The sequence below is a fragment of the Streptomyces boncukensis genome, assembly GCF_011045075.1.
Classification (GTDB): Bacteria; Actinomycetota; Actinomycetes; order Streptomycetales; family Streptomycetaceae; genus Streptomyces; species Streptomyces boncukensis.
Window position 1 is genome coordinate 1 of sequence record NZ_JAAKZZ010000187.1, and the last position, 12,864, is coordinate 12,864.

The window sequence follows — 12,864 nt, forward strand, 5'->3', positions numbered from 1 at the left end:
CCCCCCGCCCGGCCGCCCGGCAACCTGCGTGCCCAGTTGACCGCTCTGCTCGGACGCGAGCGGGACGTCCGGGACGTGGGCGGACTCCTGGACCGGGCCCGGCTGGTCACGCTGACCGGCCCCGGCGGGGTCGGGAAGACCCGGCTCGCCCTCGAACTCGCCGCCCAGCGCCTGCCCGTGCAGCCGGACGGCGCCTGGGTGATCGAGCTCGCCGGGGTGCGCGATCCGGCCCAGGTGCCCCAGGCGGTGGCGGCCACCCTCGGAATCCGTCTCCCGGCCGCGCGCACCGGCCCCGTCACCGGACCCGCGCCGCTGGAGGCTCTGGTGGGGGCGCTGAGCACGCGGTGCGCCCTGCTGGTCCTGGACAACTGCGAACACCTGGTCACCGCCGTCGCACGGCTGGCCGACGAACTGCTGGCGCGCTGCCCCCGGCTGCGGATCCTGGCCACCAGCCGGGAGGCACTGGGCATCCGGGGCGAGCGCCTCTGGCCGGTCGAGCCCTTCGCGCTGCCGCCCGAAGGGGCCGGTGCCGACCAGGCTCTGCGGTATGTCTCGGTGCGGCTGTTCGCCGAGCGGGCAGCCGCGCTCGCCCCGGAGTTCACCGTCGACGACACCACGGCGGCCTCCGTGGTACGGATCTGCCGGGCGCTGGACGGGATGCCGCTCTCCCTGGAGCTGGCCGCGGCGCGGATCCGCGCGCTGGGCCCCCGGCAGATCGCCGATCGGCTCGATGACCGGTTCCGGCTGCTCACCGGCGGCAGCCGGGCGGGGCTGAACAGACACCAGACGCTGCGCGCGGTGGTGGACTGGAGCTGGGACCTGCTCAGCGAAGCGGAGCGGACCCTGCTGCGGGAGCTGTCCGTGTTCGTCGGCTCGGTGAGCGTGGACGGCGTGGAACGGGTCTGCACCGGCCACCCGGACCTGGGCGGCACGCTCGACATCCTGTCGGCGCTCGTCGAGAAGTCCTTGGTGAAGGCCGGGGAAGTGGACGCCGCCGGGCGGCCCCGCTACCGGATGCTGGACACCGTGCGGGCCTACGGGGCGGAGCGCCTTGACGAGTCGGGGGAGACGAGGCCGCTGCGACAGGCCCACGCCGACTACTTCCTGTGTCTGGCCGAGCGGCTCGAACCCCGGCTGCGCGGCGCCTCCCAGATCGACACGATACGCAGGATCACCGCCGAACGGGACAATCTGCGGGCTGCCGTGCGCTGGTCGGCCGAGGACGGCCGGAGCGCCATGACGCTGCGCTTCTTCGTCTCGCTGGGCTGGTACTGGTGGCTGTCGGGGCAGCACAGGGAGTGCGCCGAGCTGGCGGCCCAGGCCCTCGACACGGCCGCGGCCACGGCGTTGCGGGAGGGGACGGCGCCGGGCGACGGCGCCCCGCCCGCGGAGCTGTGGGCGACGGCCTACGCCCTGCGGGCCGTCAACGCCCTGGGGCACGGCGACAAGGGGCAGCTGCTGGAATGGCTGTCGCTCGCCGCCCGGCTGCGCGGCGACGGCTCAGCGCACCCCGTGCTGCGGCTGATCGATCCGCTGGTCGCCTCCCTCGGCCCCGGCGGCCCCGACCGGGTGCGGGAGTCCGCCGCCGGGCTGTTCACCGACCACGACCCCTGGGTCCGCGCCTTCGCCCGCTACCTCCACGCCGACGCCGGGACCGGCACCGGCCGCACGGAAGAGGCCGCGACCGAAGAGGCCGTGATCGGGCTCGAAGTGTCCTTGGAGGAGTTCCGGAGTCTGGGTGAACGCTGGGGCATCGCGCAGGTGCTGGCAGCGCTCGCGGATCTCTCCTCCCGGCTGGGCGACCACCAGGACGCCGTCGCCGGGTACCGGGAGGCGATCGCCGCGCTCGAAGAGCTCGGCGGAACCCACGAGGACTCCCTGGAGTCCCGGGCCAAACTCTCCTTCGAGCTGTGGCTGACCGGCGACCGGCAGCAGGCCCATGAGCTGCTGGCCCAGACCCTGCGCGCCGCGCGGTATCTGGGGATCAGGGAGAACATCGCCACCGTCCACCTGGCGATCGGCTCGCTCGCGGAGGTGGACGGTGACCCGGCGACGGCGCGCCGGCATCTGGACCAGGCCGGCGAGCTGATGGGCGAGAAGCGGTTCGCGCGGGCCTACGCGCGCACGCGGTCCCTTCGCTGACCCTCAGGGGCTTCTGATGGATCTTGCCGGGCTCTTCTTCCGGGGGCTGGGCAGGGGCAGCCCTGGCCTGTGCGTCCCAGTCCGCGGCTGCTTCGTGGCCGGGCGCGCAGTTCCCCGCGCCCCTGAAGCGCCCCTCGGGGCGCCGGGGCGCGCCCCGGAGGGGCGCGGGGAACTGCGCGCCAAGCCACGACGAGAGCCGCAGCCTGCAAGGCACGGGCAGGGGCAGCCCCTACCCAGAGGCAACGGCGTCCGCGCCGCCCCGGACAGCCGCCCGCCCCTCGTCATACCTTCCGCTTGACCGCGTTGACGGCCACCGGCAGCAGCACCGCGGTGCACAGGACGGTGAAGAGCACCACCCGGAACGCCGGTGCGGCGACCGGACCGCCGATGAGCAGCCCCCGGACCGCGTCCACCAGCTGGCCCGCCGGATTGACGTTCACCCACCAGTCCAGCCAGCCGGGCATGGTGTCCTTGGGGACGAAGGCGCCGCTGGTGAACGCCATGGGGAAGACCACGGCGAAGCCCAGGTTCTGCACCTTCTCCGGGTCGGCGGCGATCACCCCGAACAGCACCGCCAGCCAGCTCAGGGCGAAGCTGAACACGCACAGCAGCAGCAGCGCGCCCAGCACGGAGGCCGCGTCCGTCTGCACCCGGAATCCGAGCACCGCTCCGATGCCCAGGAGCAGTGCCATGCTCCATGCCTGCTTGGCCGTGTCGGCGAGGATCCGTCCGGCCAACGGGGCGCTGCGGGCCACCGGCAGGGAGCGGAGCCGGTCGAGGTACCCCTTCATCACATCGACGTTGAGGCCCATACCGGTGCTCAGGGTCCCCAGCATCGCGCTCATCACGATCACTCCGGGCAGCACGAACTGCAGATACTCCGAGGTGGAGTCGGCGATCGCGCCGCCGAAGACATAGGTGAACAGCAGCAGGAGCATCACCGGGACGACGCTGAGGTCGATCAGTTCATCGGGGTTGCGGCGGATGTGCATCAGGTTCCGGGCGGCGAGGGTGCTCACCTGGCGGCACCCCTCGGTGAGCGGGACCCGCCGGGGTCCGGCCCCGGCGGGACGGGCGGATTCGGTGGTCATCGCAGGGCTCCTTCCGGGGCTTCGGCTTCGGCTTCGGCCGACGCGGGGGCGGGCCGGCCGGTGAGCGTGAGGAACACCTCGTCGAGGTCGGCCTGGCGCAGCGACAGGTCGGCGATCAGCACTCCGGCGGCGTCCAGCCGCCGGACCGCCTCGGGGAGTACGGCGGGGTCGTCCACCTGCCCGGTCACCAGGTCGCCCGCCAGCTGTACGGGGCCTGCCGTGCCGCCGTGCGCGGAGACCAGGCCGGCCACCACGTCCCGGACGGTGCCCAGGTCGACCCGGTGCACCGGACGCACCCGCAGCGTCTGTCCACCGACCCTCTCCTTGAGCTCCCTGGCGGTGCCGGCGGCGACCACTCTTCCGTGGTCGATGACCGCGATGTCGTCGCAGAGCAGGTCGGCCTCCTCCAGATACTGGGTGGTGAGCAGGACGGTCGTGCCGTCCGTGACCAACTCGCCGATCAGGTCCCACAGCCCGCTGCGGCCCCGCGGGTCCAGGCCCGTGGTCGGCTCGTCCAGGAACAGCACCCGCGGCCTGCCCACCAGCCCTGCGGCCAGGTCCAGGCGACGGCGCAGGCCGCCCGAGTAGGTTCTGACCGGCTTGTCGGCCACTTCCGGCAGTTCCAGCCTGGCCAGCAGTTCCCCGGCCCGCTGACGGGCCGCCCTGCGGGACAGCCCGAGCAGCCGCCCGAGCAGGACGAGGTTCTCGGTGCCGGTGAGCACCTCGTCGACCGAGGCGTACTGGCCGGTCAGCCCGGTGAGCCCGCGCACCCGATGGGCGTCGCGGACCACGTCGTACGGTCCGACCCGGGCCTGTCCGCTGTCCGGCAGCAGCTGGGTGGCGAGGACGCGGACCAAGGTGGTCTTCCCGGCGCCGTTGGGGCCCAGGACACCGAGGACGGTGCCGGCGCGTACGGACAGGTCGACCCCGTCCAACGCCCTGTTTCGGCCATAGGTCTTTGTCAGACTCCTGGCCCGGATCCCGAAGGTCATGGCGTGTCTCCTGCTCGCGTCGGGGTGGGGATCGCTCCTCACCCTGGACGCCGGCGGTCATCGGCCCGGCACATCCGGATGACGGGGCCGGGCCGCGGATGACATCCGGCTCACACCGTCCCGGTGCACCCCGTACCGGCTACCCCGACCGGCCCCCTGCGGGGGGAGGGCCGAGGGATCTTCCTGCACCAGGGGGAAGCGGAAAGTGCGACTTCGCGTCGATGCGCCAGCCGTCCGCCCCGGGTTGAGTGGAAGTCCGCACCGAGCAGACCGTCCACCCGGCCCTACCGCCAAGGAGAATGCCATGTCCGACGTTCCCGCCCCGCTCCCGTCGGCTGCCGCCCCGAGCGATGTCGCCGGCGACCTGCTGGCGGTGGCCGGCCGCGGCGGGGAGGCCGTCGTCTTCTTCGACACCGTCTCCTACCGACAGGTCGATGCCGCCCGGGTCTTACCCGGCCCGTACGAGCTGTGTCTCGACGCCTCGCGGCAGCTGCTGCTGTGCAGTCACCCACGCCACGGGGGGCACCAAGGGGACCGGGGGGCGTGCGCCGACGGGGTGAGCGTCATCGACCTGACGACGCGCCGGGTGGTCGATCCGATCGGGGTGGCACCGGGGCAGGCGCCCCGGCATCTGGCCGTCGACGAGAGGCGCGGGCTGCTCTACATCAGCGTCCAGGCACCCGGGGGGCTGGTCGCCGTGGACCTGACCGACCACAGGAAGGCGCGCTGGACGCCCACCGGGGCCCCGGGCCCGCGCGGATTCGCCCTCACCGCGGACGGCGCCAAGGCGTATGTGGCCCACCGGGGGGAGGCGTTCGTATCCGTGGTGGACCTGACAGCGGACCGGCCCGCCCGTGTCGTCAGCGCCACCGGCGGCGGGGGGCTGGCGCTCTCCCCGGACAGCCGGGAGGTCTTCGTGGCCGGTCCCGCTCGGGGGCCGCACGGCGCCGGGGGACCGGGGATCAGCGTGATCGATGCGGCGAGCGACCGCGTGGTGCGGGTCATCCCCTCCGAGCGCGCCCTCACCTCGGTCCACACCACCGCGACCGGGGCCGTCCTGGCCGGCGAGGTGCGCTCCACCCCCGCCGGGGGCCCCGACAACGGCCGGTTGCACATCTTCGCGCCCGAGACCTTCGAGCCGCTCGGAGAGGTCGAGGTCGGACAGGTGCCCGTCTCCGTGCACTCCTCGCCCGACGGATTGGTGGGCTATGTCTCCAACCTGCTCTCCCGCACCGTGTCGGTGATCGATCTCGGCTCGGGCCGGCTGATCACCGAGCTGGCGGTGGAGGGCGCCGGCGGCGCGGGGCCGCACGGCCTGGCCCATCTGCCCGTGGCGCTATGACGGGCTGTCCGATCCGGGTCCTGCGGCGCCGAACCAGGTGCGCAGCGCGGCGTCGAGACCCTCGATGTCCTCCGCGCCGCCCTCCGGCAGCAGCCAGACGACATGGCCGTCGGGGCGGACCAGCACGGCGGATATCCGGCTGAGCCCCGCGCCGTCCTGAGCGGTGTCGTAGCCCGCCGTCACCGTCTCCACCCGGTCGGCCCAGCCGGCCGCGGCCGACCGCAGCGCGGGCTCGCCGACCAGGTCGATGAGGACGCCGCGCGCCGGGCGCAGCAGCTTCAGGGTGTCCGTGGCGCCCTGGCCGGTCGACAGCCCGCAGGGCGGCAGCCGCCGTCCGAGCAGGGCGTGCTCCCCTCCGCCGACCGGGTACCGGAACCCGGTGCCCGCGACCTCGGCGCTCAGTCCGAGGTTGGCCTCGGCGGAGCCCAGCAGGTCGGTGACGACCGTTCGGAGGGCTTCCGCCGACGGTCCCCCCGACATCATGAGGTTCTGCACCCGGGTGTGCGCCATGACCCGCTCACCGACGGCGTGCCGCTCGCTGTGATAGCTGTCCAGCAGCTGCTCGGGGGCCCAGCCGTGCACCTCGGCGGCCAGCTTCCAGCCCAGATTGACCGCGTCTCCCAGGCCCGTGGTCAGAGCCAGCCCGCCCGCGGGCGGCGCGACATGGGCGGCGTCGCCCACCAGCAGCACCCGGCCCTGGCGCAGCCGGTCCGCCAGCCGCGTGGTGTTGCCGTGCCGGCTCAGCCAGTGCGGCGTGCCTCCGGACAGATCGAGACCGCCGACCCGGTGTGCCACCTCGCACACGTCCTCGAAGGAGGGGGGCCGGGGGTTGCGCAGCGGAGGGCGCCCGTAGTCGTAGACGACGACGCGGAAGGCGCCCCGGTCCACGGGGAAGACCGCCCACAGCCCCTGCGGCCCGCGCTGGAAGAGCTGCATCCGCAGGTCCACTCCGGTGACGTCGGCCATCACCGCGTCCACGGTCGACTCGGTGCCGGGGAAGCCGATGCCGGACAGCCGGCGTACCGTGCTGTGCGCACCGTCGCAGCCTGCCAGATAGCGGGCGCGCAGTGTCCGCCTCCCGCCCTGCGCCGTGACGACGTCGACCTCGACCTCGTGCTCGTCCTCGCGCACCGCGACCAGCTCATGGCCGCGGAGGATCTTCGTGCCCAGGTCCGTCGCCCACTCGGCGAGGAACTCCTCGGTGCGGCGCTGCGGGGTGAGCAGCGCCCCGAAGGGCGTGTCCAGCCCGGCGAAGTCCAGGGAGACCGGTAGCGCCCCGTAGTGCCCCTTGGGCACAAAGCGCTGCTCACCGAAGCGTTCGAGCAGGCCCCGCTGCTCCCACAGCTCCACGGCCCGGGGGTTGATCCCCAGCGACCTGGACTGCCCGGTCGGTTCCGGCAGCTGCTCCACGACCAGGACCTCCACCCCGGCCAGGCGCAGCTCCCCGGCGAGCATCAGCCCGGTGGGGCCGGCCCCCGAGATCACCACATCGGCGTCCATCGGCGTCTCCTCCCTGCGGATCAGTCGGACCGGGGTGTGCCGAACCAGCGCCGCAGCGCCGCTTCCAGGCCGTCCTTGGCGCCCTCCGAGCCGACGGGCGCCAGCCAGGCGACATGCCCGTCCGGGCGTACCAGCAGCGCGGACAGCTCGCTGAGGGCGCCGTCGGCCGGCTCGGCGGCGGCGACCGTGTCCACCCGGTCCGCCCACCCTTCGGTGACCCGGGCCAGGCCCGGGTCGTCCGTCAGACCGATGAACACGCCCCTGCCGCGGTGCAGGAGCTGCGCGGTACTGGTGGCTCCCTCCGGCGTCTTCAGAGGCTGCGGCGGCAGCCTGCGGCCGAGCAGCGCGTGCGGGGCCGCGGACTGGCCGTCGCCGACGTCGTAGCGGATGTCCAGGCCGCTGACCAGACCGGCCAGATGCCGGTTGGGCTCGGCGAACTCCGTCAGCTCGGCGAAGACCGCGCGCAGCGCCTCGCTCTCCGGCCCTCCCGACAGCAGGGCGAACTGCGCCTGGGTGTCCAGCAGCACCCGCTTGCCCACCGGGGCCCGCTCCTCGTCGTAGCTGTCCAGCAGCCCCCCGGGAGCCCAGCCGTGGACCTCGGCGGCCAGCTTCCAGCCGAGGTTGACCGCGTCCTGCACCCCGAGATTGAGGCCCTGGCCGGCGGCCGGCATATGCACATGGGCGGCGTCCCCGGCCAGCAGCACCCGGCCCCTCCGGTAGCGGTCCACCTGGCGGGCGGCGTTGCCCAGGCGGGTCAGCCAGCGCGGAGTGGCGGTCGACACGTCCACTCCGGCGATGCGCCGTACCAGCTCGCACATCTCCTCGTAGGAGGGCGGGTCCGACTGCTGCGCCTGCGGCTCCCTGCCGAACTCATAGATGATCAGCCGCCATGCGTCGGGAACCACCGGCAGCACCATGAAGTGGCCGGCCTCGTTGCGGCGGATGAAGGGGACCTCGCTCAGGAAGGGGGAGTCCGGCCCCACATCGGCCACATCGGCCATCAGGAACTCCACCGTGGCGGTGGTGCCGGGGAAGGGGAAACCCGCGAGCCTGCGCACCGCGCTCCGGCCGCCGTCGCAGCCGACCAGGAAGCCGGCCCGCAGGTGGGCCCTCCCGCGCTGTGTCACCACCCCGATCTCCACGTGGTCGGCGTCCTGGCGCACCTCGACCACTTCGTGGCCGTGGCGGATCTCCACGCCCAGCTCCCCTGCCCACTCGCGCAGCCCCCGTTCGGTGGCGGTCTGGGGCAGCAGCCGCATTCCGTACGGGGTGCCGAAGGGGCCGAACCGGACGTCGACGAGGCCGCCCGCGTACCCGTAGTGCGGAATGGTCGGGCCGGGGAAGCGGTCGGCGACGCCGCGCTGGTCGAGCACTTCGAGGGTGCGGGCGTGCACGCCCAACGCCCGGGACTGCGTGGTGGGTTCGAGCAGCTGCTCCAGCACCACGACCTCGACGCCGGCGAGTCGGAGCTCCGCCGCGAGCATCAGGCCCACGGGCCCCGCTCCGGCGATCACTACCGGGTGATCGGTGGTCATATGCGTTCCCTCCGAGGCTCTTTCGGGTCCTTGGGTCAGTCGGTCGTCGACTGCCCGGACAGGGGCTCGGCCTTCGCCGGGTGGCCGGTGCGGCCGGTGCGGCCGTTGACCAGGTCGATCAGTTCGCGCGGAGTCTTGCGGACATCCGCCTCGTCGTCCGCGATGGTCACCCCCAACTCGTCCTGGAGCCGGGTCACCACTTCGAAGACGGCCAGGGAGTCGAGCCCCAGCTCTTCGAAGGACAGGTCGAGGCCGTGCTCGTCGAGGGGCGGGGCGGCCTGGGTTCCCACACAGGCGTCGATGGTCTTCTCCAGGTCAGTCCGGGTGAATTCCGGCATGGCGTCCTCCTGGGGTGCGACAGCGCCTCCATCCTCCGGCGGCGGTGGTCCAGAGCCCCTCGAACCCGGATGGAACCTCAGCCGGGGGCCCGCCGGGCCTTGCGGCCGAATCGCGTTTCTGGTGAACATTGTTCGCGAACGCCGTATGGCACGAACACTGATCGCGTCAGGAGTGAGAGTCGGCCCCATGACCACCCACACCCGCAGCGCCCGCACCCGTCCGGCCAAGGCTCCGCTGAGCCAGGCCGCGGTGGTCGGGGCCGCGCTGCGCATCATCGAGTCCGACGGCCTGCCGGCTGTCACCATGCGCCGGGTCGCCGCGGAGCTGGACACCGGCCCCGCCTCGCTCTACGCCTATGTGAGCAACCGCGACGACCTGCTCCGCCAGACCCTCGACGCGGCCCTGGGCACGGTGCCGCTGGAACCCATCGACCCGGAGAGGTGGCGCTCCCAGCTCGAAGCGCTCCTGTGGGCGATCCTGGACGCGATGCACGAGTACCCCGGCGTCGCGCAGGTGTCCTTCGGGCGCATTCCGACGGGCCCGGCCTCGCTCGCCATCAACGAGCACATCAGCGCGCTGCTGCTGGCGGGCGGCATCCCCAAGCAGGCCGCCGCGTGGGCGTGCGACCTCTTCGGCCTCTACGTGTCCGCGGTGGCCTTCGAGGTCGCCCAGCGGCCCGAAGGGGGCAGGGCGGAGGAGGGGGCACAGCATCCGCTCAACGACGCCCAGGCCGAGCGGCGTCGCTCGTCGGGCGTCGTCGGCCTTCTCGACGGCCTCCCCGCCGAGAGGTTCCCCACGCTGGCGGCCCTGTCCGGGCACCTGGCGCACGGCACGGCGGAGGAGCGGTTCGAGTTCGCCGTCAAGATAATGGTGGACGGCCTGCTGAAGCAGACGTAGCCGGCTGATCCCACCTCCCGAGCCGATGAATTCCAGCACCACCGGAATTCATCAATTCGCCATGAAATGAATCTTCATGACCCGCCCCCGCCCTCCACGCCCTGCTTGAATTGTTACCTATATAAAACAGGATCTCCTGTCCCATACTCCCGGAGGATAGTAGGGTCCAGATCGACATTCGCACGGGTGGTTGTGCGATGGACGCCAGTGCACAACGACAGCCAACAGGGGGATGCAATGGACGTCGGAGTCCTGGGAGCGCTGCAGGTCAGTGTCGACGGAACATCAGTGGTGCCCACCGCGCCCAAGCCGCGCGCACTGCTCGCACTCTTAGCGTTCAACATGGATCAAGTCGTGCCCTCTCGCACCATTTGTGACGAGCTCTGGGGGGAAACCCCGCCGAAGAGCGCGGCGACGACGCTGCAGACGTACATCCTGCAGCTCAGGAGGACGATTGCAGGGGAGCTGTCCCCACTGGCGCCGGACACGGCGCGGGCCAAGCAGCTGCTGACCACCCGCGGGAAGGGGTATGTCCTGGTCGGAGAGGGCGGAGAGTGCGATGTCGCGGAGTTCGACAGGCTGGCCAGCGCGGGAATGCGCAGAAGTGAAGAAGGCGACTCGCAGGCCGCGTCGGAACTGCTGCGCCGCGCCACCGACCTCTGGTACGGAGAGGTGCTGGTGGATGTCGAGACGGGCCCGGTACTTGAAACTGAAATAATGCGCCTGAAAGAACGGCGCCGAATCGTGGTCGAAAGCCGAGTGCAAATCGATCTCGCCCTCGGCAGGCACAACTCGGTGGTGGACGAACTGTCCGCGCTCGCCGTACGGGACCGCACACACGAGGGTCTGCACGGGCAGTTGATGCTGGCCCAGTACCGCTGCGGCCGCCGGACCCACGCACTGCAGACCTTCCACCGGCTGCGGACCTCGCTGCTGAACGAACTGGGCCTGGAACCCTCGCCGTGGCTGCACCGCCTGCAGCAGATGATCCTCGACACCGATCCGGTGCTGGCGAGCGAGGAATACCGGCTGGTCAGCTGCTGAACGATCCGAGCGGGCCACATCGATGGGAGACCGGGACATGGAGACCGGGAAAGGGAGCGCGCTGTGAAGGATCGCGTACTCAGCTTGATCTTCGAACGCGGCGAGGTCGAGAGCGTACAGCCGCTGGCGAAGCGCATGCGCCGGGTCCGGTTGACCGGCCCCGCCGTGCAGGAACTGGCCTACGTCCCCGGCCAGCACGTGCGGCTGCACGTCAACGACCTCTTCGCGCCACTGACCTGGCGCAGGGGTCTGCTGCGGACGTACTCGGTATGGGAGTACGACGGCACGGCCCTCGACCTGTGCGTCCTGGAGCACGGTGGGGACGGGCCCGGCGAACAGTGGGTCGCACAGGTGCGCGCCGGACAGGGCGTCTGGTTCACCAAGCCCGAGGGGTCCCTCGTCCTCCAGCCGGAGGCCGGGTACCACCTGTTCGTCGGCGACGAGACCGCGGCGGTGCCCTTCGGGGCGATGCTGCGGGCCCTCCCGGAGGGCGTGGACTTCGACGCGGTCGTCGAGGTCGACACCCCCGAGGACGAGATTCCGCTGGGCGACGGCGTCACCTGGGGGTACCGGTACGGCGCCCCGGCGGCCCGGTCCGCGTCCCTGGTCGAGGCCGTTCGCCGGCTCGACCTCCCCGACGACGACTCCCGCGTCTCCCGCGTCGCCTACGTCGCCGGTGAGGCGCTGACCGTCCAGGCCGTACGGGACCACCTCGTGCGCGAACGCGGCTGGCCACGGCGTTCCGTCCGGACCAAACCGTTCTGGACACCGGGCAAGCGGGGCATGGACTGACGCTCAGGCCGCGCTCCGCCCGAGTGCCGTGGCCGGCACTTGCTGGGCCCAGGCCGCTCCGGTGCGTTCGAAGCGGAGCGCGGCATGCGAGGTGGCGCAGTGCACATCGCGCCAGGCCCGCTGGAGCGCGGACCCGGAGTCCTGTGCCGCGCTGCCCGCCGTGCGGAACAGCGTGTCGACGGCGCGGACGGCGCCTTCGGCGGCGATCGTCGCGTCGCGAGCGGTACGCGCGGCGGCGGCCTCGTCGACGGGGGCGCTGTCCAGCGTCGTGAGGCCGCGCCCGAGCAGCAGCCCGGCGGCGTCGGTCTCGGCGGCGGCCCGCGCGAACGCCAGGTCGGCCGCGAGGTCGGCGGAGTCCCGGGTGCCCCGGCCCCGGCACAGCGCCGACCAGTCCCGGAGCGCCCCGCGCGCAGCGCCCACGGCCGGCGCCGCGAACAGCGGCGGCGCGGCGCCCAGCATGGGCACGGCGTGGCAGGGAGCCGTGTCCGCTCCGTCCATGGCATCGCGGGTGTCGATGGCGCCCGCGAACAGCGCGGCGTGCGCGAAGGTCCGGTGCGCGGGGACGAACACGCAGTCCACGGAGGCCGCGTGGCTGCCCGTACCGCGCATGCCGACCGGGTTCCAGGTGTCGTGGATGTGTATCTCGTGGGCCGGTACGGCGAAGAAGCACAGCCGCGGAGCGCTGTCCGCCACCGGCGCGGGGGCGCACAGCAGCACCCAGTCCGCGGCGTGCACGCCGCTGAGCGGGCGCCACTGGCCGGTCAGCCGCCAGCCTCCGGGCACGGCCTCGGCTCCGCGCACGGGCACCAGGCCCGCGGCGATCAGGGTGTCCGGGCCCTCGGCCCACACCTCTGCCCGGCCCTCGGCCGGCAGATAGGCGGCCATGCGGCCCGAGGTCGCGTAGATCATCCCGCACCAGGCGGCGCTGAGGCAGCTCTCGGCGACGGTCTCCAGCGCCTCGCCGAGAGCGGCGAATCCGCCGGCCGCGCCTCCCTGCCCGGCCGGGACGAAGTGACGGGCGAATCCGGCCTCGCGGAGCCCTTCCACGACGTCGGGGGACAGCCATCGGCCGGCGTCGGCCGCGGGCGCGTGCTTGGCGGCGGTCGCGACCAGGTCCGCGGTGACGGAGAGCCGGCCGGTCGGCTGGGTCCGGGGCGGCTGGGTCGGGGTCGGCTGGGTCGGGGTCGGAG

The 12,864-nt window shown here is 72.8% G+C and carries 11 protein-coding genes; 5 read left to right on the forward strand and 6 right to left on the reverse strand.

All coding sequences use genetic code 11. From position 1 onward, the window contains the following. A partial coding sequence (locus tag G5C65_RS18720; protein WP_206441977.1) for an ATP-binding protein occupies window positions 1–2,142 on the forward strand: 2,142 nt, incomplete at its 5' end. A gap of 281 nt (window positions 2,143–2,423) precedes the next feature. Here G5C65_RS18720 and G5C65_RS18725 read toward each other — a convergent pair. Together G5C65_RS18725 and G5C65_RS18730 are read right to left on the reverse strand one after the other, a co-directional pair. Next, window positions 2,424–3,233: an ABC transporter permease gene (locus G5C65_RS18725; protein ID WP_165300014.1), complete on the reverse strand. Its 810-nt coding sequence runs from the start codon at window positions 3,231–3,233 to the stop codon at window positions 2,424–2,426. Continuing rightward, window positions 3,230–4,225: an ATP-binding cassette domain-containing protein gene (locus tag G5C65_RS18730; RefSeq protein ID WP_165300015.1), complete on the reverse strand. Its 996-nt coding sequence runs from the start codon at window positions 4,223–4,225 to the stop codon at window positions 3,230–3,232. Before G5C65_RS18730 ends, G5C65_RS18725 begins: the two co-directional genes overlap by 4 nt. Before the next feature lie 304 nt (window positions 4,226–4,529). Between G5C65_RS18730 and G5C65_RS18735 the strand changes: the two genes are divergently transcribed. Continuing rightward, on the forward strand, window positions 4,530–5,567 hold the full coding sequence (locus G5C65_RS18735) for a YncE family protein (RefSeq protein WP_165300016.1): 1,038 nt from the start codon (window positions 4,530–4,532) through the stop codon (window positions 5,565–5,567). Here G5C65_RS18735 and G5C65_RS18740 read toward each other — a convergent pair. Genes G5C65_RS18740 through G5C65_RS18750 form a run of 3 tightly spaced genes read right to left on the reverse strand, consistent with a single transcriptional unit; the run spans window position 5,562 to window position 8,940 of the window. After that, on the reverse strand, window positions 5,562–7,067 hold the full coding sequence (locus G5C65_RS18740) for an FAD-dependent monooxygenase (protein ID WP_165300017.1): 1,506 nt from the start codon (window positions 7,065–7,067) through the stop codon (window positions 5,562–5,564). The genes G5C65_RS18735 and G5C65_RS18740 overlap by 6 nt on opposite strands. 20 nt (window positions 7,068–7,087) lie before the next feature. Next, on the reverse strand, window positions 7,088–8,602 hold the full coding sequence (locus G5C65_RS18745) for an FAD-dependent monooxygenase (protein WP_165300018.1): 1,515 nt from the start codon (window positions 8,600–8,602) through the stop codon (window positions 7,088–7,090). 35 nt (window positions 8,603–8,637) lie between these two features. Further along, window positions 8,638–8,940 (reverse strand): acyl carrier protein, encoded by a 303-nt coding sequence (locus tag G5C65_RS18750; RefSeq protein WP_165300019.1) that lies wholly within the window; start codon window positions 8,938–8,940, stop codon window positions 8,638–8,640. Between the two features lie 187 nt (window positions 8,941–9,127). Here G5C65_RS18750 and G5C65_RS18755 point away from each other — a divergent pair, with 187 nt between their 5' ends. The 3 genes from G5C65_RS18755 to G5C65_RS18765 all read left to right on the forward strand — a co-directional run bounded on the left by G5C65_RS18755 (window position 9,128) and on the right by G5C65_RS18765 (window position 11,674). Further along, window positions 9,128–9,838: a TetR/AcrR family transcriptional regulator gene (locus G5C65_RS18755; RefSeq protein WP_165300020.1), complete on the forward strand. Its 711-nt coding sequence runs from the start codon at window positions 9,128–9,130 to the stop codon at window positions 9,836–9,838. Between the two features lie 207 nt (window positions 9,839–10,045). After that, window positions 10,046–10,882 (forward strand): AfsR/SARP family transcriptional regulator, encoded by an 837-nt coding sequence (locus tag G5C65_RS18760; RefSeq protein WP_338146520.1) that lies wholly within the window; start codon window positions 10,046–10,048, stop codon window positions 10,880–10,882. A 63-nt stretch (window positions 10,883–10,945) separates the two neighbouring features. Beyond that, window positions 10,946–11,674: a siderophore-interacting protein gene (locus G5C65_RS18765; protein ID WP_338146521.1), complete on the forward strand. Its 729-nt coding sequence runs from the start codon at window positions 10,946–10,948 to the stop codon at window positions 11,672–11,674. A 3-nt stretch (window positions 11,675–11,677) separates the two neighbouring features. On the opposite strand, the gene G5C65_RS18770 is transcribed toward G5C65_RS18765, so the two are convergent. Then, on the reverse strand, window positions 11,678–12,864 hold a 1,187-nt coding region (locus G5C65_RS18770; RefSeq protein ID WP_338146522.1), incomplete at its 5' end, for an acyl-CoA dehydrogenase family protein.